This window comes from Streptomyces sp. NPDC006368 (assembly GCF_040612535.1).
Classification (GTDB): domain Bacteria; phylum Actinomycetota; class Actinomycetes; order Streptomycetales; family Streptomycetaceae; genus Streptomyces.
Genome location: NZ_JBEXQK010000008.1, coordinates 25,719 through 43,910, shown reverse-complemented (window position 1 = coordinate 43,910; position 18,192 = coordinate 25,719). Strand labels below are relative to the sequence as shown.

At 72.6% G+C, this 18,192-nt stretch carries 14 protein-coding genes; 5 read left to right on the top strand and 9 right to left on the bottom strand.

Going from position 1 to position 18,192, the window contains the following annotated elements; translation table 11 throughout:
* The first annotated feature begins 78 nt into the window (after nucleotides 1-78).
* From ABZZ38_RS09195 to ABZZ38_RS09185, 3 genes are all read left to right on the top strand, one after another.
* The gene (locus tag ABZZ38_RS09195; protein ID WP_356737585.1) at nucleotides 79-1,386 is read left to right on the top strand and encodes an endo-1,4-beta-xylanase; all 1,308 of its coding nucleotides are present in this window, start codon (nucleotides 79-81) and stop codon (nucleotides 1,384-1,386) included.
* Nucleotides 1,387-1,547: 161 nt separating this feature from the next.
* Entirely contained in the window at nucleotides 1,548-2,108 is a 561-nt protein-coding gene (locus ABZZ38_RS09190) for a GNAT family protein (protein WP_356737359.1), read from the top strand.
* A gap of 518 nt (nucleotides 2,109-2,626) precedes the next feature.
* Nucleotides 2,627-4,240, top strand: a complete 1,614-nt coding sequence (locus ABZZ38_RS09185; protein ID WP_356737357.1) for a hypothetical protein — start codon at nucleotides 2,627-2,629, stop codon at nucleotides 4,238-4,240.
* 55 nt (nucleotides 4,241-4,295) lie between these two features.
* Here ABZZ38_RS09185 and ABZZ38_RS09180 read toward each other — a convergent pair whose 3' ends face one another.
* Genes ABZZ38_RS09180 through ABZZ38_RS09160 form a run of 5 tightly spaced genes read right to left on the bottom strand, consistent with a single transcriptional unit; the run spans nucleotide 4,296 to nucleotide 11,371 of the window.
* Nucleotides 4,296-5,627, bottom strand: coding sequence for a SidA/IucD/PvdA family monooxygenase (locus tag ABZZ38_RS09180; protein WP_356737355.1), 1,332 nt, complete (start codon nucleotides 5,625-5,627; stop codon nucleotides 4,296-4,298).
* On the bottom strand, nucleotides 5,624-6,223 hold the full coding sequence (locus tag ABZZ38_RS09175) for a GNAT family N-acetyltransferase (RefSeq protein ID WP_356737353.1): 600 nt from the start codon (nucleotides 6,221-6,223) through the stop codon (nucleotides 5,624-5,626). The genes ABZZ38_RS09180 and ABZZ38_RS09175 overlap by 4 nt, the downstream gene beginning before the upstream one ends.
* Nucleotides 6,220-8,013: an IucA/IucC family protein gene (locus ABZZ38_RS09170; RefSeq protein WP_356737351.1), complete on the bottom strand. Its 1,794-nt coding sequence runs from the start codon at nucleotides 8,011-8,013 to the stop codon at nucleotides 6,220-6,222. The genes ABZZ38_RS09175 and ABZZ38_RS09170 overlap by 4 nt, the downstream gene beginning before the upstream one ends.
* The gene (locus ABZZ38_RS09165) at nucleotides 8,010-9,548 is read right to left on the bottom strand and encodes an aminotransferase class V-fold PLP-dependent enzyme (protein ID WP_356737349.1); all 1,539 of its coding nucleotides are present in this window, start codon (nucleotides 9,546-9,548) and stop codon (nucleotides 8,010-8,012) included. Before ABZZ38_RS09165 ends, ABZZ38_RS09170 begins: the two co-directional genes overlap by 4 nt.
* Nucleotides 9,545-11,371, bottom strand: coding sequence for an IucA/IucC family siderophore biosynthesis protein (locus ABZZ38_RS09160; RefSeq protein WP_356737347.1), 1,827 nt, complete (start codon nucleotides 11,369-11,371; stop codon nucleotides 9,545-9,547). Before ABZZ38_RS09160 ends, ABZZ38_RS09165 begins: the two co-directional genes overlap by 4 nt.
* Before the next feature lie 155 nt (nucleotides 11,372-11,526).
* Here ABZZ38_RS09160 and ABZZ38_RS09155 point away from each other — a divergent pair, with 155 nt between their 5' ends.
* On the top strand, nucleotides 11,527-13,119 hold the full coding sequence (locus ABZZ38_RS09155; RefSeq protein WP_356737345.1) for an MFS transporter: 1,593 nt from the start codon (nucleotides 11,527-11,529) through the stop codon (nucleotides 13,117-13,119).
* Nucleotides 13,120-13,135: 16 nt separating this feature from the next.
* Here the strand turns inward: ABZZ38_RS09155 and ABZZ38_RS09150 are convergent, their stop codons facing one another.
* The 3 genes from ABZZ38_RS09150 to ABZZ38_RS09140 all read right to left on the bottom strand — a co-directional run bounded on the left by ABZZ38_RS09150 (nucleotide 13,136) and on the right by ABZZ38_RS09140 (nucleotide 17,091).
* Complete coding sequence (locus tag ABZZ38_RS09150) at nucleotides 13,136-15,118, bottom strand: iron ABC transporter permease (RefSeq protein ID WP_356737583.1); 1,983 nt, start codon at nucleotides 15,116-15,118, stop codon at nucleotides 13,136-13,138.
* Between the two features lie 100 nt (nucleotides 15,119-15,218).
* Nucleotides 15,219-16,214, bottom strand: coding sequence for an iron-siderophore ABC transporter substrate-binding protein (locus tag ABZZ38_RS09145; RefSeq protein WP_356737343.1), 996 nt, complete (start codon nucleotides 16,212-16,214; stop codon nucleotides 15,219-15,221).
* 61 nt (nucleotides 16,215-16,275) lie between these two features.
* Nucleotides 16,276-17,091 carry an ABC transporter ATP-binding protein gene (locus ABZZ38_RS09140; protein ID WP_356737341.1) on the bottom strand — a complete coding sequence of 272 codons (816 nt, stop codon included), beginning with the start codon at nucleotides 17,089-17,091 and terminating at the stop codon, nucleotides 16,276-16,278.
* Between the two features lie 299 nt (nucleotides 17,092-17,390).
* Here ABZZ38_RS09140 and ABZZ38_RS09135 point away from each other — a divergent pair, with 299 nt between their 5' ends.
* Nucleotides 17,391-17,807, top strand: coding sequence for a hypothetical protein (locus ABZZ38_RS09135; RefSeq protein WP_356737339.1), 417 nt, complete (start codon nucleotides 17,391-17,393; stop codon nucleotides 17,805-17,807).
* Between the two features lie 63 nt (nucleotides 17,808-17,870).
* Here the strand turns inward: ABZZ38_RS09135 and ABZZ38_RS09130 are convergent, their stop codons facing one another.
* Nucleotides 17,871-18,185, bottom strand: a complete 315-nt coding sequence (locus ABZZ38_RS09130; RefSeq protein WP_356737337.1) for a hypothetical protein — start codon at nucleotides 18,183-18,185, stop codon at nucleotides 17,871-17,873.
* Between the last annotated feature and the right edge of the window lie 7 nt (nucleotides 18,186-18,192).

Below are 18,192 nucleotides of genomic sequence, written 5' to 3'. Positions count from 1 at the left end.
ACTTCCATGACTTCCCCCGAACGCGGCCCCACGCGTCCGGGCCGGCGTTCCCACGCCCGTAACGCGCTGATCCTGACCATGGCGGCCCTGCTCGCGGGGGCGGGCGTGACCGCCCTCTCCGGCACGGCCGAGGGAGCCGCCTCGACTCTCGCCTCGGCGGCGGCCGGCAAGGGCCGTTACTTCGGCGCCGCCGTCGCCGCCCAGCACCTGGGCGAAGCGCCGTACGTCGCCACGCTCGACACCGAGTTCAACTCGGTGACGCCCGAGAACGAGATGAAGTGGGACGCCCTCGAAAGCACCCGGGGCTCCTTCACCTTCGGCGCCGCCGACCGGATCGTCGACCACGCCCGGAGCCGGGGAATGCAGGTCCGCGGCCACACCCTCGTGTGGCACTCCCAGCTGCCCGGCTGGGTCGGCGGCCTCGGCGCCTCCGACCTGCGGTCGGCGATGAACCACCACATCACCCAGGTCATGCAGCACTACAAGGGCAAGGCAGCCGCCTGGGACGTGGTCAACGAGGCTTTCCAGGACGGCGGCAGCGGCGCCCGGCGCAGCTCGCCCTTCCAGGACAAGCTCGGCAACGGCTTCATCGAGGAGGCGTTCCGCACGGCCCGCGCCGCCGACCCGGCCGCCAAGCTCTGTTACAACGACTACAACACGGACGGCGTCAACGCGAAGAGCAATGCCGTCTACGCCATGGTGCGGGACTTCAAGGCGCGCGGCGTTCCCATCGACTGCGTCGGCTTCCAGTCCCACTTCAACAGCGCGTCGCCGGTCCCCGCCGACTACCGCGCCAACCTGCAGCGCTTCGCCGACCTCGGCGTGGACGTGCAGATCACCGAACTCGACATCGAGGGCTCCGGCAGCGCCCAGGCCACCGCTTACGCCACCGTCGTCAACGCCTGCCTGGCCGTCTCCCGCTGCACCGGGATCACCGTCTGGGGCGTCACCGACAAGTACTCCTGGCGCAGCAGCGGCACTCCCCTGCTGTTCGACGCGAACTACGCCAAGAAGCCCGCGTACACCGCCGTGTTGTCCGCCCTGGGTGGCTCGGACGGCGGAGGCGGCGGAGGCGGCAGCGCCGGCTGCACGGTGTCCTACCGCACGACGGCCGAGTGGAACGAGGGCTACAACGGCCAGGTGACCGTGACCGCGGGCTCCACGGCGATCACCGGCTGGTCCGTCCCGGTCACCGTCACGCCGCCCCAGAGGGTCTCCGCCACCTGGAACGGCACACCCAGCTGGGACACCGGCGGAAACGTCATGACGATGCGGTCGAGCCACAACGGCAGCCTCCCGGCCGGCGGATCGACCAGCTTCGGCTTCACCGTCATGAAGAACGGCACCGGCGGGGCCCCGTCCCTCGGAGCGTGCACCGCCTCCTGACCACCCCGCCCAGCGGCCCTGAAAGGGGTGTGGTGTCCGGTCCCCCGGGTGCCACACCCCGCGACGGTCGGTCCACCGGCACGGGCGGAGCCCGGTCCCGGGACGCCGCCCGTGCGAAGATCCGTTCAGGTGAGCGCTGACGCCGGCCCTGGAAGGTGACGATGTACGCGAAATCCCTCGGTGACGACGGCGCGGAGCTGCGCCCCCTCGAGCCGTGGCAGGCCGGGGAGTTCCTTGCGCACATGGACCGGGGACGGGAGTTCATCGGACAGCACAACGGGCTGCCCGACGTCGTCACGGACCTGGAGTCGAGCAGGGCGTTCCTCCGGGCGTACGCGGAGAGGGCCGCCGCCGACACCGGCCGGATCCACGGCATTTGGGCGGACGGCAGGCTGGTCGGCGCGGTCATCCTCCGGACGATGGACGTCGGCCAGGGCGTCGCCGAGGCGGGCTGCTGGCTGGAGCCGTCGGCGGTGGGCAGGGGCCTGGTGACCCGGGCCGCACGGGCGATCGTCGACTGGGCGATCGAGGAGCGCGGGATCCACCGGGTGGAGTGGGTGGTGTCCTCGGACAACGGGCCCAGCATCGCGGTGGCGCGGCGGCTCGGGATGACGAGGGACGGCGTCCTGCGGGAGAGCCACCCGTTCCGGGGGAGGCGGCACGACGAGGAGGTCTGGTCGGTGCTCGCGCCGGAGTGGCGGGCGGGCGAAGAGGCGTCCTGAGGCCGCATTCCGGGCGGCCGTTGGGTCGCGGGCGTCACCGTCGGATCCCGAACGGGCGCCGGGCGCCCCCTACGGCACCGGCGGATGCCTCGGCGCGGAGGGCCGTGGTGTCCGCACGCCGGAAAGGGCTGACGGGCGTGAACGGTCCCCGTGCCGCATGGGTTTCATGGTGTCCACCCACCGGCTACCGGCCTTCGCGCCAGGTCCTTCCGGCTGATCGTCGTTTCGGGCCCAGCGTGCTGTTCGTGAGCGGGCGGGCGCCGGCGATGGGGCGCCGTGCCGCGCCGACCACGGCCGTGGGAAACACGCTCGGGTGGGCGGGGCCGGGGGCCTCACGATGATCGGTCCCGGGGCCACCGTCGCCGCGACAGGCCACCAGGATCAGCCGGGCGACCGGTCGGTCCGACGGTTGTCCTCCTTCCGTCGGCGCATCTCGTTCCCCCGCGAACCGGCGCCGCGCGCCGGTGACGTCACCCATACTCGCACCAGGAGTCGAAGCCGAGGGGTGGGCGGGTGGCATGCGCTTGTACGTCGATGTGCGTGAGGGTGACTGGTCCGAGGTCGACCACGGTCCGTACGGGGCACGTGTCTCCTGGGCCCTGGACAAGCTGATCGGTGCGGCGGACTTCGACGCCGCCGCCGGTACCGGGCGGTGGCTCGACCTCCACCGGCGATCGAGCGAGAAGGCCTTCGAGATCTCCGTCCCCGACACGGACGCGGCCGTCATGACCGTCGGCGAGCTCAAGGCCCACTGCCTGGCCGAGGCCCGCCGCAGCGGCGCCGCCGGGCCCGAGCAGGTCCCCACGTCCGAGGCGTCCCGCCCCGAGGTCCACGGGTTGTTCCAGGACCGCATCACGGACATCTGGCTCTCCGACCCCGCCACGGACGAGCGGTTGTCCGAGCACCTCACGCTGGCGCGGACCGACCTGACCGACGGCGACCTGCTGGTTCTCTCCATCAAGCACACGGACGCCGGCAGTTACCTGATGGCCGGCCCGCCGAACCCGGCCGAGCTGCTCCGGTGGCTCCAGGTGGCCGAGAACGCGACGGCCCCCGCGGGCGGCCCGCGCCTGTGGGGTGTCCTCCTGTACACCGACGCCGACGTGGAGCTCGCGACCTATGTCCGCACCCACTTCGACGACCTGAACGTCCTGTCCGGGCCCGCCACCCGGGTCTTCGTCGTGGAGCGGCGCGCCACCTGGGCCACGGCCAAGCAGTACTGGCGCCGCCACCTGGAGCCCGAGCTGTACCGGGTCATGTCCGCCATGCACTGGCTCCGGTGGACCCCGTACGACCCCCAGGGCGCCTACGAGATCGCCTCGCTGCTCGGTCTCGGCCCCGAACTACTCCCCTGCCTCGTGTTCTTCCACTCCCCCGAGGGTCCGCTCCACGAAGGCGAGAAGATCGTCTTTCCCATCGAGCACACCTCGACGGCCTACCTCCGCTCCCTCTTCGGGGCCATCGACAGGGGCCTGGGCCCGGTCGCCGCCTCCGTCCGGTCCCCCCAGGCCGACAGGGCGCGCCGATGGCTCGAGCGGTACGGGCCCACCTCCGACTACTACGGCGCCTTCGCCGCAGAGGAGGAAACCCGGCAGTACGCCCCGGCTCCGGACGCCATCCGCAACCTCCTTGCCCCCGGTCGCGCGGCCGACGCCGCCGCCTTCGCCGCCGTACGCGCGGCCGAAGCGGCGATCAAGGCCGCGCTGCGGCCGCTCGTCCCCTCACCGCCGGGCCTCACCGTCCACAACAGCCACGTCGTCGTCTCAGGGACCACAGGAGCAGAAGTGTCGGAGAACTTCTATTTCCAGGGCGAGAACACCACGTTCATCAACCGCCCCCAGGACACCGTCATCCGCGACTTCCAGAACACGTACGCCGCGGCGCCCGGCGCCGATGACCTCGCCCGCCTCCTTCAACTCGTCCTGTCCAGCAGGGACGTGGCCGCCCCCGACCGGGAAGCGGCGGCGGCGGCCATCCACGAGGTGGCCCGCATCGGCGCGGCCCCCGAGCCGGACCTCCCCGCCGTCAGGACCCGCGTCGAACGTCTCCGGGAGCTGCTGGCCGCGAGCGCCGACATCGCTCAGCCCGCGCTGGCGATCCTCGCGTCACTCACCGCGTACTTCTCGGCCTAGGGGGGGTCGCGGCGGACGCCCGCCCGGCGGTCCCTCCGCCGGGCGGGCGGCTGTGCTACGAAGTCCGGCCCGGCGCGTCGAAGCTGGTGAACGCGGATCGCTTCGGCAGCCGGTAGGTCTCGCGGCCGGTGATCGCGTTGAGGATCGTGGCGTTGCGTACGGCGCCGATGTCGAGGTTCGGTGACGAGACGCCGTGGCTGTGGATCTCCGCGTTGGCCACGAAGACGCGTCCGCCGACGCCTTCGGTGAGCTCCAGTGAGTGGTCGAGCCGCACCCGGGGACGGCCACGCGCGTCGCGCACCGGAAGGCCGTCGATGGGGCGCATGAACGCGGGTGTTCTGTTGCGGTAGCCCGTCGCCGCCACCACGAGGTCGGTGGTGTGCTCGAAGCCCTGACCCGTGTCCCGGTGCCGGCAGGTCAGGACGGTCCGCCCCGCCGCGTCGACGCCGGCCGACTCGACGGTGATGCCGAAGCGCAGTTCCACGTCGGCGAGGCCGTGCTCCAGCTGGCGTCGGTAGAGCAGTTCGTGGATCTCCTCCAGGGTGTCGGTGGAGACGCCCTTGTAGAACTGCCACTGCTCCCCGACGAGCCGGTCGCGTACGTCCTCCGGCAGGGTGTGGAAGTACTGCATGTACGCCGGGGTGGTCATCTCCAGGACCAGTTTGGTGTAGTCGAGCGGCGCGAACGACCGGGTGCGGGTCAGCCAGCTCACCGCCGGGCCGCCCTCGATGTTGCGGCCGAGCAGGTCCACCGTGACCTCCGCGCCCGACTGGCCGGAGCCGATGACCGTGACCTTGCCGGCGGCGGCCACGTCGGAGGTCCGGTACAGGTAGTCGGAGGTGTGCAGCAGCCTCTCGGGCGGCAGCCCGGCCAGGGCCTCCGGGACGTGCGGCGCGGTACCGATGCCCACGACCAGGTCGCGGGCGTGCAGGCGCAGCCGGGTTCCGTCGCCGCGTACGGCGTGCACGGTGAACCGTTCCGCCGCGGCGTCCCAGTGGATCTCCTCGGCCCGGTGCGAGAAGCGCACCGAGGGCAGTTTCGCCGCCGCCCACCGCAGGTAGTCCTCGTACTCGCGGCGCGACGGGAAGAAGTTCTCCCGGACGGTGAACGTGTAGAGCCGGTCCATGTCGTGCAGATAGGCGAGGAACGACAGGGGGTGGCTGGGTGCGACGAGGGTGACGAGGTCGGCGAGGAAGTTCACCTGCATCGATGCGTCGCCGAACATCATGCCGCGGTGCCAGGTCAGCTCGGGCTGTTGTTCCAGGACCACCAGGTCGAGGTCGTCCACGGTCGAGGCGAGGGCGGCCAGGCCCAGGTTGAAGGGGCCGCAGCCGATGGCCACCACATCGTGTTCGCTGACGTTGTGTTCACTGACGGTGCCGGTCATCGGGGCATGTCCTCCTCGTGGCGCGGGTGGACCATCAGGGCGGCGGTCTTGTCGGGGAAGGTCACCTCGCCGACGTGGCGGAACCCGGCGGCGGCGAACGCCTTCAGTGAGGGGCCGTTGGTGACGTCCGGCTCGGCGACCACCCGGGTGCACGCCGGGTCCGCGGCCAGCAGACCCTCGGCGAGGGCGCGCAGCAGGGACCGGCCCAGGCCCTTGCCGGTGCGGCCCGCCTCGCCGATGGCGATGTGGACACCCAGATCGTGGGGCAGCTCGGCGTACTGTCCGGCGAGCCGGTCCCGTACCACCCGGTACACCTCGATGTACGCCAGCGGCCGGCCGTCCAGGTCGATCAGGACGGGCAGGATCGCGTCGCCCGCGAGATGCCCGGCGATCTCCTCGTACCAGCGCTCGCGCGGCCATGCCTGGTGCCAGAAGGCGTCGATGTGGGGGGACCGCATCCAGCCGTGGACCAGGTCGAGGTCGGCGCCCTCCGCCCGCGCGACCCGCGCCGACCAGGGGGCGGCGAGGAGCGGGAGCGGTGGGCCGGGAACGGTGGCGGCCGGGTCGTGGTCCACCGACCGGGGTGCCGACGTCATGCCGCTGCCTCCTTGAGCGGGTTGGGGGCGTCCAGGTAGACGGACTGGGCGTCGAGCGGGGCGAGGACCTCGTCGATGCCGTGCAGCCGGGTGAGCAGGTTGCCCTTGCACGGAAGGGTGTCGGCCTCCAGCCAGCGGCGCGCCAGCCGGTCGCCGTCCGGCCCGGCCTCGGCGAGCGCCGGCAGTGCGGTCCGCAGTCGGCCGGCGAGTACGGCGAGCAGGTCGCGCTCGTCCGCCAGGCCGTCGACCGCGAGGCAGCCGATGACCGACAGGGCCTGGTTGCGCAGCAGGTAGTAGGAGAGGCGGTCGTCGACGAGCGCGTCGTCGACGACGGCGAGGGTGGAGGAGTCGGCGCCGAGCCGCTTCAGCAGACCGGGCAGGTACGAGGTCGCCAGGTAGTAGCCCTGGTTGTCGCGGAAGGTGGAGCCGGTGACCCGGCCCCGGGCGTCCAGGCGGACGAGGGTGTTCTGCTGGTGGGCCTCCAGGCCGATGCCGGTGGCGGCGTACAGGTGCAGCATGGGCACCAGCACCTTGTCGGTGTAGTCGGCGGTCCACTGCTCGGCCGCGCCGGAGCCGAGCGAGGCGACCAGGTCACCGAGCGCGCTGCGGCCGAGGCCGGGGCGGGGTGCCACCAGGCCCACCAGGCAGCGCAGGCCGTCGATGCCGTCGGGGACTTCGCGCACGGCGACGTCGAGGCCGGTCACGTCCGGCCCTTCCGGGCGCCCGGGTTCGTCAACGGCGAGCCAGGCGGGGTCGCGGGTGATGGCGAACCCGGGATGGGAGAGGAGCGTGGAGTCGGCGTACCCGGCGTCGAGGAGCCGGTTGATCTCCAGGCCGCGGCGCAGCTCCGTACGGGTGGACTCACGGCGGGAGTTGGTCAGCCGCAGACCGAGGGAGAGTTTCAGCATCACGTCGGCGTCCGGCCGGTACACCGTGCGCACGCTGGACGTCGGCCACCACTCGGGGCCGAGCTCGCCCAGCGGCTTCAGCGCGCCGGAGGCGATCAGGGCCTTGACGCGGGGGCGGTGCAGCAGGTCCCGGGCCTGCCAGGGATGGGCGGGCACCAGTACCCGCCCGTCGTCCAGGCGCCGTTCGGCCAGGTCGGCGAGGAGGGCGATGGTGTCGCGGCCCTGCAGGGAGGGGGCTCCGGCCACCGCGTCGTGGGAGACGACGGACTCGTCGGCGGCGAACCAGTGCAGCCGGAAGGAGCCGCGCAGTTCGGGCGAGAAGGCGGCGGCGTCGTTGTCCGAGATGCCGTCGCGGCTCTTGGGCGCGGGGTGGTTGAGGTGTCCGAGGAGCAGGGCCTGTTCCGCGTCGAGGAAGCCGTCCACGCCGGGCGGCGGCTGCGGGTGCGCACGCCGGTCGGAGATGAACGCGGCGACCCGGCGTACGGATTCGGCGGTGCGCTCGACGAGGTCGGCGACCTCTCCGGCCGGGACTCCGCCGGGTCGGCCGCCGCCGCGTACCGCCGCCTCGGTCGACAGCAGCGCGACCGCCGTCACGGGGTCGGCGACCGGGCCGAGGGGGCCTCCGGGGCCCTCCAGGCGGGCGGGGGCGAACCGGTGCCAGCCGGTGGGCGAGCAGTGCGTGACCTCGGTGACGAGGGCCAGTCCGGCGGTCGGCAGTTCGACCCGGAGCGGGCCGGGGGCGACGGGTGTGCCGGTCTCGCGCAGCCAGCACCGCAGCAGGGCCTCGATGTGGGCGTGTTCGGCGGCGCCACGGGCGTCCAGCTCGTGCAGGGGGTCCCCCTGGGCGGCCCGGGTGGTTGCCGCCGTGGTGGTGATGCTCATGCGGCGCCCTCCTCGATGAGTCGTTCACAGGTGCGGCCGGCGTCGAGGACCGAGTCCACGAGCCCGTCGATGTCGTCGGTGGTGGCGGTGGGGTTGAGCAGGGTGAACTTCAGGCACACGCGCTTGCGGGAGCCGGGGCCGCCGGTCACGGCCTCGGTGCGTCCGATGAGGGCGGTGCCGGACTCCAGCAGCCGTCGGCGCAGTGCGCCGTTGAGGTCGTCGGCGAGGGACTCGTCCCGGCCGCGGTAGCGGAACACCACCGTGGTCAGCTCGGCCGGGGCGACGAGCTCCAGTTCCGGTTCGGCGAGGATGCGCCGTTCGGCGTGGCGGGCCAGGTCGTGGCAGGCGTCGACCATGCGTCCGATTCCGGTGCGGCCGTACGCCAGCAGCGTGGCGGCGGCCTTCACCGCGTCGGGGCGGCGGGTGGTCTGCAGGCTGCGGCCGAGCAGGCCGTCGTAACCGGCCTCGGAGTCGTCGACCGGGTTGAGGTAGGCGACCTCGCGGTCGAGGGAGGTGAACGCGGTGGGGTCGGAGACGAGCAGCACGCTGGTGGCGGCGGGCTGCCAGCCGATCTTGTGCAGGTCGAGGGTGAGGGAGTCGGCGAGCTCCAGGCCCGCCAGGCGGGTGGCGAGCCGTCGCGAGAAGAGCGCGCCGAAGCCGTAGGCGGCGTCGACGTGCATCCAGACGCCGTGTCCGGCGGCGATCTCGGCGATCTGCGGGAGTGGATCGATGGAGCCGAAGTCGGTGGTGCCGGCGGTGGCGACCACCGCGACCGGGGTCCGGTCCGGGCCGAGCGCGTCCAGGGCGGCGGCCAGGGCGTCCGGCCGCATGCGGCGGTGTTCGTCGACCGGCACCGGGTGCACGGCGGCTTCGCCGAGTCCGAGTGCGGCGCAGGCCCGGTGGGTGGAGAAGTGGGCGAGTTCGGAGCAGAACACCACCGGGCCCGGCAGGGCGCCCACTCCGTGGGCGCGGGCGTCGACACCGCGCCGGTGGGCGGCGGCGTCCCGGGCGAGCAGCAGCCCCATCAGGTTGGACAGGGACCCACCGGGGGTGAGCACGCCGTCGGCGCGCTCCCCGAGTCCGGCCAGCGAGGTCAGTACGCCGATGAGCCAGCGTTCGACGGCGATGGCGGAGGGGCCGGAGTCGTAGGTGTCCAGCGAGGCGTTGCCCGCGCTCGCCAGGGCGTCGGCGGCGACCGCGACCGCCAGTGACGGCGGCTGGAGGTGGGCGGCGGCCCGGGGGTGGGACAGGTCGATGCCGTGCTCGATCAGCACGGTCGCCAGCAGCTGGAGGGCGCCCTTGGTGCCGAGGCCCTCGGCGGGGAGCTCGGTCGGTCCGAGGGCCGCCGCCGCGGCGGCGAGCACGTCGGCCGGGGTGCCGGCCGGTATCGGGCCGTCGGGGCGGCGGACGGTCGTCGCGGTGTCGATCGCCTCGGTGAGCGTGGCGAGGACCTCGGCGAGCCCGTCGTGGGATCCGGCGAGCGCGGACGGCGGGAAGGGGGCCGGCAGGGGCCGGGTCTCGGTCAACGGTGTCACGCCCTGTCTCCTCGGTCCTCGGCCAGCGGGTTGGGGTGCGTGCCGTTCGGGTACAGCGCGTGGCGCAGGGCGCGGTCGGTGTACCGGGTGACCACGATCCGGTCGCGGTTCAGGCCGTACCGGGGGATCTCGGGGGTGAGCAGGTCGTATGCGGCGAACCGCTCGGACAGCTCGGGGAACCGCTTCTGGAAGTCCAGGATCGTCTGCCGCACCAGCCGCCAGAACACCTTCTCCGGTACGCCGAGCCGGTCGGCGCACAGCGGCGCGAGGTAGCGGAAGTGCCCGACGAAGACCTGGTCCATGACGTGCTGTTTGATGATGGAGGGGTGCTTGCGGGGCAGCACGTGGTCGTGCCCGTCCGGCTCCGGGCCGCGCTCGGGTACGTCGGTGAACGACACGCACACGTCGTCCACGAAGTCCTTCAGGTACAGCCGGGTGGGTACGTCGTGCTCGTCGTACCCGATCAGGGTGTTCTGGCCGTGCGGGTTGAAGGTGACCCCGTACCGGTACAGCACGTGCAGGATCGGCACGAGCAGCGTGTCGAAGAGGCGGCGCAGCCACTCCTGCGGGTCAAGTCCTGAGGCGCGGACGAGTTCGGCGACGAACGCGTCCCCGGCGTTGTCGACGTGCAGCAGGGAGGCGAAGGTACGGACCCGCTCGCCGGGGTCCTTGCGCGCCGAGACCGACTCGCGCCAGATGCAGCCCAGGGTCTCCAGGTGCTGGTAGGGCGCGTCGTCCAGCTTGGACAGGTAGGGGTGGCGCACGGTCACCGAGGCCACCTCGCCGAGGAACACGGTCCGGCACTCGTCGGTGAGGAAGGCGTCCCGCTCCACGAGGCCGTGCAGCCACTGGGTGACGACGGGCGCGCCCATGGTGCAGTGGGGTGGTATGCCGCGCCAGACAAGGGTGTTGAGGATTTTCAGCGGCAGTTTGACGTCGTACCGCTCGGGGGTGGTGACGTTGGCCATCGTACGGATGGACTGGCCCGGCAGGTAGGCGTCCGCGCTCTGTCCCAGCGGGATGATGCGGCGCTGTGCCACGTCGGCGGCGTGCAGGATCTGGACGGCGTGGTCCCACTGCCAGGGGTGCACCGGCATCCACACGTAGCCCTGGGGGTCGACGCCGGCCTCCTCCAGGACGGAGGTGAACCGGGCCCGGGTGTCCGGGTCCAACTCCCGGGCCAGGATGTCGTTTTCGGACAGCTCGGAGGTGCCGCGGAACTCGGCCAGGCCGCGGTGGACGGCGATCCACTGGAGTGTCAGCGATTGCGCCGACTCGGGCGCGTACCGGCGTACGTCGGTGGCGGAGAAGCCGATCCGGCCCTTGTTGGCGACGAGGAGGTTGTGCCCGGTCATGCGGCACTCCAGCTCCGTGTGGCCCAGTGCGCGCAGCTCGGCCACGGTCTCGCCGCCGTGTGTGATGCGGGCGGCGTCGACGGCCAGGGTGGCGGAGAGTTCGGTGAAGTAGGTGGCGACGGTCGACGGGTCGCTGTCGATCGTCGAGGCCGCCTCCATCAGGAACTGCTGGGCGTCCCAGGCCGGTTGTGCGATGGTGTTGCCGAGCATGCTCGTGGCGGTACGGGTGATCGACCCGGGGTCGACCCGCAGCCAGCCGAACGCTCCGGGAGTGGCGGTGAACGCGTAGGTGGTCCCGCTGTCGAGGTCGACGCGGTACACGCCGTCACCGGTCTCGACCGCCTTGAGCATGTCCTCGAAACACCACTCCCCTATCGCTTTGGCGAGAAGTCTCCGGTTGGCCTCCCGCCAGGCCTCGGGGGCCACATCGGGCAGGGCGGGCACGGGGTGGTCGGCGGGGATGGGCATCAGGCAGCTCCGATGTCTGTCCGGATCATTGCGCTCGAACGCCTGGACGTCCAAACGGGGTTGAGATTAGGTTAGGCTTACCTTAAAGGGCAAGGTCAACTTTCGGCCAGAGGGCCGTAGTTGACGCTCCGACATGTCGTGGAGAGCGGTGATCAGTGGTGCGGTACAACCGCCGTACGCCCCGATGGACGTTCGCCCTGGTCAGTGCGGGCGGCGTGATGATGACGCTGGACGTGACCGTCGTGAACGTCGCGCTCTCCGGCATCGCCCGGGATCTTCAGACCGGGCTCGGACCCGTCCAGTGGACCGTGTCCGCGTACTCGCTGGCCTTCGGCGCACTGCTGCTCACGGCAGGGGCGCTCTCCGACCGCATAGGGCGCCGGACCGTCTTCACCGCCGGGATGGGGCTGTTCACCCTGGCTTCGGCGGCGTGCGGCCTCGCACCGGACATCGGCACGCTCATCGCCGCGCGGGCCGCCCAGGGACTGGGCGGCGCCATGGTGTTCGCGCCCACTCTCGCGCTGCTCGCCGCCGCGTACGAAGGCGCCCGCCGTCAGGCCGCGATCGCCGCGTTCGCGGCGATCGCCTCCGCCGCCGGCGCGCTCGGGCCCGTCGTCGGTGGTGCGTTCGTCCAGGGACTCGGCTGGCGTTGGATCTTCCTGGTCAATGTGCCCATCGGCGTCCTGGTCGTGGCCGGCGCGCTCGCCCGCATGCCCGAATCGGCGCCCCCGCGCGCCTTGGGGCGCCGACTGGACCCGCTGGGCGCCGTGCTCGGCGTCGGGGCGCTCCTGGCGCTCCACTATCCCCTCGTCACGGGCGCGGAGGTGGGGTGGACGGCACCGGAGGTGCTGCTCTCGGCCGCCGTCGGGGGCGTCCTGGCCGTGGCCCTCGTGGTCAGTCAGCGCCGCGGCGACGGGCTGATCGACATGACGCTGCTGCGGATCCGGATGTTCTCCGGCGCCGCGGTACTGGGCTTCCTCGCCCGGCTGTCCAGCCTCGGGGTCCTCGCCTTCCTCACGCTGTGGCTGCAGAGCACCCACGCGTACTCCCCGCTCGAAGTCGGACTCAGCCTCCTGCCGTTGACGGGCAGCCTGCTGGTGGCCGGCCTGTTCGTCGCCCGGCTGCAGAAGACGTTCTCCGCCGGCGCCCTCGTCTCCGCCGGCTTCGCGGCACAGGGACTCGGGCTGCTCGGCCTGGCCGCCGCCGGCGCCGTGGACTCGGGCGGAACGGGCGCCGGCCGGACCGCGACGGTCGCCGGGCTGGTCCTGCTCGGCGTCGGCGGCGCCGTCATCTTCCCTCCCCTGATGGGCGTGGCCGTGAGCGCGGTGCCCACGGACCGGGCGGGGATGGCCTCCGGGCTGACCAACGCCTGCTATCCGCTCGGCACGGCGACGGGAGTGGCCGTCTTCGGGGCCCTGTTCTCCGCCCGCCTGGGAGCCGGCCTGGGCGCGGAGGCGGAGGCGGGCGCGGGGGCGGCCGGCCTGGGTGCCGGGGTGGGTGGGGCGGGCGGCGAGGGCGGCGTCACATCGCTGCGGGAGGCTGTCGGGACCGGGCGGTTCGAGCTCGTCGACCCCGTGCTGCTGCCGCTCGCCCGGTCCGCGTTCTCCGGCGCGTTCACCGCCGTGTGCCTGGCCTCCGCGCTCGTCTGCCTGCTCGGCGTGGTGGCCGCACGCGCGCTCGGCCCCGGGGCGCAGGCCGTCGGCGGGACCACGAAGCGCCCCCGGTCCCGTATCGCCCAGCCCTCCTGAACCGCCGTGCCCCGGCTCACAGCTCCCGGGTCCGGCGCAGCAGCCACACCAGGTACGGGGCCCCGACCAGGGCGGTGACGATGCCCACGGGGATCTCGGTCGGGGCGAGCAGCCAGCGGCCCAGGGCGTCCGACGACACCACCAGGACCGCTCCCAGCACCGCGGCCATCGGCACCATGCGCGCGATGCTGTTGCCGACGACGCGCCGGGCCAGGTGCGGGGCGACCAGCCCGACGAAGCCGACCGCGCCGACCGCCGCCGCCGTACCCGCCGCCAGCACGGCGCCCGCGCCGAGGACGAGCAGCCGGGCGCGGCCCAGCTCCAGCCCGAGGGCGCGCGGCAGTTCGTCGCCGAGGGAGAGCAGGTTCACCGGCCGCGCGGCCAGTACGAGCACCACCCCGACCAGCGCGGGCAGGGCCAGCCAGGCCAGCGCGGTGAAGTCACGGGCGTAGGTGCTGCCGGCGAGCCAGCCCAGCGCGGAGGAGACGTTCATCTGCACGCTGACCACCATGATGTTGACCAGCGCCATCGAGGTGGCGGCGGCACCGAGGCCGACCAGGACCACCCGGGTCGGATCCAGTCCGGTCCGGCCCCCCTTGCGGCTTCCTCGCGCGACGAGGACCACAAGGGCGAGCATCAGCAGACCGCCGATTCCCGCCGCGGCCGGCAGCGCCACCAGCGGCGCCGACGGGACGACGACGATGACCGCGATCGCGCCCAGGGACGCCCCGCCGGTGACGCCGACGAGCCCCGGTTCCGCCAGTGGGTTGCGTACGACCGCCTGCACGGCGGCCCCGGCCACCGCCAGGCAGGCACCGGCCAGGGCGGCCACCAGGATGCGCGGCAGCCGGTAGTCCACCACCGCCTCGGTGATCTGCTCCGCGGAGCCGAACAGCGCGGCACCCAACTGGCTCCAGGTGATCTCCACGTCCCCGACGCGCAGCGAGAGGACCATCGCGACGGCCAGGGCGGTCAGCCCGCCGCCGAGCGCCACGGCGTAGGCGGGAGCGCGGCGCCGGTCGGAGACGACGACCGCCGCGCCCGTGTCGGCGTCGCCGGTGCTGACCCGCCGGGCCAGCGCCATGAAGACCGGTCCGCCGATCAGCGCGGTGACCACACCGACCGGGATCTCCGCGGGCTGTGTGGCGGACGGCGCCACGATGAGCTGGGCCGCCGCGTCCGCGCCGAGCACGAGCGCGGAGGCCAGCAGCGCCGCCGTCGGGATGAGCAGCGCGTGCGTACGGATGCCCAGCTGCCGCACGATGACCGGGGCGATCAGGCCGACGAAGCCGATCGGTCCGGCGAGCGCGACGGCCGCGGCGGACAGCAGCACCGCGACGAGGAAGGCGGCGGGGCGGACGCGTTCGACGCGTACGCCCATGGCCTCGGCGGTCTCGTCGCCGAGCGCCAGGAGGTCCAGCGGGCGCGCCAGGAACGGCGCGATCAGCGCGCCGACGGCGACGACCGCGCCGAGGACGAGCGGCCGTTCCAGACCGGACTGCATCAGGGTGCCGTTGCCCCAGAAGAACAGCCCCCGGGTCGCCTGCACGTCGAGCATCTGGAGGAACTCGGCACCCGCGGTGCAGGCCAGGGCGACGCTCGCACCCGCGAGCAGCACCCGCCCGGGTGTCATCACACCGCCGCTGCTGAGCAGATACACCACGGTGACGGCCACGAGCCCGCCGAGGAACGCCGCTCCACCGGCGGGGATCGGGCCGAGGCTGATCCCGGTGAAGGCCACGAGCACCACGGCGAAGTACGCCCCGGCGTTCACGCCGAGCGTGTCGGGGGCCGCCAGGGGGTTGCGGGTCGCGCCCTGGACGAGCACGCCGGACACACCGAGCGCGACGCCGACGACGAGTCCGGTCAGGGTGCGCGGCAGGCGGCTGCCGACCAGGACGTCCCCGGTGCGCGGATCGCCGTGGCCGAGGAGCAGGTCCACCATGTCGCCGATGCCCACGCCGGACGCCCCGAGCCCGAGGTGGACCACGGCGACCAGGCACAGGACGAGGGACAGGGCGCACCCACGAGCACGGCTCGTGGGCGGCGGCCGAGCAGACGGGCGGCGGGTGCGGCCGTCGTCAGTCCTTCCGGGGCCATCAGACCTTCAGAGCCTTGCCGGTCTCGTCGAGGATGTGCATCGCCGACAGTGGACCGCCGAACAGCCAGGTGCCCGGGTCGAGCGGCAGGGCCTTGTCGTTCTTGACGAAGTCAAGGCCCTTCCACACCGCGTTGTCCGCGAAGTCACCGGTGAACGGGTTGTCGTTGTCGGCGGCGACGTACAGGAAGGTCGCGTCCTTCTCGACCTTGGTCAGTCCCTCGACGCCGACCGTGGTCATGCCCCAGGCGTCGGCCTGGCCCTTCCAGCCGTTCTTCAGCCCGGCGAGGTTCAGCACCTGGGGCGCGATCGCGTCGTCGGTGAGCATGCGGATGGAGGCGGTGCCGTTGGCGGTGAAGCCCTGCGCGAGCGCGTACTTCAGGCCGCCCTTGCCCGCCTTGTCCAGCCGTCCCTTGAGGTCGGCGGCCTTGGTGTCGATCTGCTGGGTGACCTCGGCGGCCTTGTCCTCCTTGCCGACCGCCTTCGCCAGCTCGCCGAAGTTCTTCTTCATCGTCTCGAGCTGCGGCTTGGTGGTGTACGTGAACGACAGCACGGGCGCGATGGCCTGGAGCTGCTTGAGGTTGGCCTTCGACCGGTCGTTGTCGATGACGATGAGGTCCGGCTGCAGAGCCCTGATCTTCTCCAGGCTCGGCTCGTTGCGGTCACCCACGTCGGTCACCTTGTCCGGCAGGCCCGCGCCCTTGGCGGTGATCCAGGTGCCGTAGCCCTTGTTGTCGGCGTTGCCCGCCGGGGTGACCCCGAGGGCGACCAGTTCCTCGGCGTACGTCCACTCCAGCGTCACCACCTTCGTGGCGGGCTTGTCGAGGGTGACCTTGCCCTGCGCGGTGTCGACGGTGATCGAACCCTCGGCGGCCTTGTCCCCACCCGTCTTGTTGTCCGTGGTCTCCCCCACGGTCCCGGACCCGCAGCCGACGGCGGTGAGGACGAGTGCCACAGCGGTACCGCCCGTCGCGAGGGCGCGCAGCATTCTCTGCATGGTCGGATCTCTCCTTGTGTAGGGGTGGTGCGGGCGGAACCGTCCTGGGGGAGACGGGCGTTCAGGAGGTGGGGAAAGGCTCGGCCGAGGGCTCGGAGCGCTGGGGGAAGCAGGCCAGGTAACCGGTCGACGGATCACGGACGACGCTGACGCGCAGGCCGAAGGCGCGCTCGATCACGTCCGGGGTGAGCACGTCCTGGGCCGCTCCCGCGGCGGCGATGCCACCGTCGGCGACGACCACGACATCGTCCGCGTAGGCCGCCGCCTGCATCAGGTCGTGCAGCACGACGCCGCAGGCGATGCCGTGCTCACGGGCCAGCCGCCGCACGACGTCGAGCACCTCGAACTGGTGGCGCATGTCGAGGTACGTGGTGGGCTCGTCCAGCAGGAGGACCCCGGCGCGCTGGGCCAGCACCATGGCCAGCCAGGCCCGTTGGCGTTCACCGCCCGACAGCTCGTCGAGCCTGCGGTCGACGAGGGGCGCCGCGTCCGTGACGTCGAGCGCCCAGTCGATCGCCTCCGTGTCCTCGCTCGTGTGCCGGGCGAGGGCACCGCGATGGGCGTACCGGCCGTGCCGTACGAGCTCTCGCACCGTCACCCCGGCCGGCGCCTGTGACGTCTGCGGAAGGAACGCCAGCCGTTGGGACAGGGTGCGGCGGGCGAGTGAACCGAGCGGTACGCCGTCGATGCGCACGTCACCGCCGATCGGTGGCAGAAGACCGGCCACCGTGCGCAGGAGGGTCGACTTGCCGCAGCCGTTGGGACCGACGAGGACGGTGATCGCGCCGGCTCGAAGCGACAGGTCCACCTGCTTCAGCACCGGACGGCCGCCATGCCCGACGTCGAGGTCCTTCGCCACCAGGCGGACGTCGCCCATGGACACCACATTCCTTCCCCGAGTCGACCTGACGGCGCCACGATACAACTTAGGTTAGGCAGTCCTAATGGTTGGGGTCTGATCTTCCAACTTGTGACCGTGTCGATACCTCGCGCACCACCACGCGCCCCGGTCACGCCCTCAATGCCGCTTGTTACGCACGGCACTTGCGTGTAGGGGTGCACTGGTTCGGCCAGGTACCGCCGGGGTCGGGGAACCGGGGGCCTGGCCGCGCGGCGACGTGGGGAAGCGCGCACCGGCTTTCCGCGCATGCGCGTCGAGCGGGTTTTCACGTACACGTGGCACACGAGCCCGGAGAGAAGGGCGCACCGGTCCTCTCCGTCGCCTACGAGTCGGCGGAGGACGGGCGGCGCCGGCCGCTGCTCGCGGGGCTGCCCGTCTTCAGCGTGCTACCGGCCTTCGACGACCTCGCGCACCTGCGGGAGGTCGCCCGGCGGTGCTCGAACTGCCGCGAACCCCGGCGCTGCGAGCGGGAGTTCCAGCTCTGCGAGGAGGATCGCTTCGCCATCCTGCGGGTCGGCCGTGAACCGGAGGACGAGCCGCGCGCCTCCTGCGTGTCCCGGTCGTGCCTCTTCGTCCCCGGCAGGCCGGGGACGAGCTCCCTCGGCCTGGAGGTGATCTGCGAGGACGTCGACGTGGCCCGCGCCCACGCCGAGGCACGGGCCCTCCTGGCAGTGCTGGACGAGGCGGCCTAGCCATGCCCGTCGCGGGCACGCGGACGCCTGACGCGCGAGGCGGCAGGCGTCGCACGTCAGGCGTCAGGCGTCCTTCAGTTCGTCCGCCACGTGTCGCACCACGTCCAGCGAGGAGTGCAGCGCCTCACGGGACGCGGCGCGCGCCACGCGCAGCCTCTTGGAGCCGTAGTGGACGAGGACCGAGGCCCCGGAGGCGTAGGCGAGCGTGAGTGCGCCGGCGGCCCGCCGGGGGTCGCAGACGCGCTCCAAGGCGCGCAGCAGCGCCGTGTGCGCCGACACCACGGCGAGAAGGCCGCACGCGCCGCCGGCCGCCAGCGTCAGGATGCCTTGCCGCGCCTCCTCCACGCCGAGGGCCGCCTCCTCCCACACGTCGTCCATCACCTCA

Bases quoted from the DNA above. Each gene is read 5' to 3' on its own strand.
- ABZZ38_RS09185 (WP_356737357.1), top strand. From the start codon at position 2,627: ATGCGCTTGTACGTCGATGTGCGTGAGGGTGACTGGTCCGAGGTCGAC.
- ABZZ38_RS09170 (WP_356737351.1), bottom strand. From the start codon at position 8,013: ATGAGCATCACCACCACGGCGGCAACCACCCGGGCCGCCCAGGGGGAC.
- ABZZ38_RS09180 (WP_356737355.1), bottom strand. From the start codon at position 5,627: ATGACCGGCACCGTCAGTGAACACAACGTCAGCGAACACGATGTGGTG.
- ABZZ38_RS09190 (WP_356737359.1), top strand. From the start codon at position 1,548: ATGTACGCGAAATCCCTCGGTGACGACGGCGCGGAGCTGCGCCCCCTC.
- ABZZ38_RS09140 (WP_356737341.1), bottom strand. From the start codon at position 17,091: ATGGGCGACGTCCGCCTGGTGGCGAAGGACCTCGACGTCGGGCATGGC.
- ABZZ38_RS09175 (WP_356737353.1), bottom strand. From the start codon at position 6,223: ATGACGTCGGCACCCCGGTCGGTGGACCACGACCCGGCCGCCACCGTT.
- ABZZ38_RS09160 (WP_356737347.1), bottom strand. From the start codon at position 11,371: ATGCCCATCCCCGCCGACCACCCCGTGCCCGCCCTGCCCGATGTGGCC.
- ABZZ38_RS09130 (WP_356737337.1), bottom strand. From the start codon at position 18,185: ATGGACGACGTGTGGGAGGAGGCGGCCCTCGGCGTGGAGGAGGCGCGG.
- ABZZ38_RS09145 (WP_356737343.1), bottom strand. From the start codon at position 16,214: ATGCAGAGAATGCTGCGCGCCCTCGCGACGGGCGGTACCGCTGTGGCA.
- ABZZ38_RS09195 (WP_356737585.1), top strand. From the start codon at position 79: ATGGCGGCCCTGCTCGCGGGGGCGGGCGTGACCGCCCTCTCCGGCACG.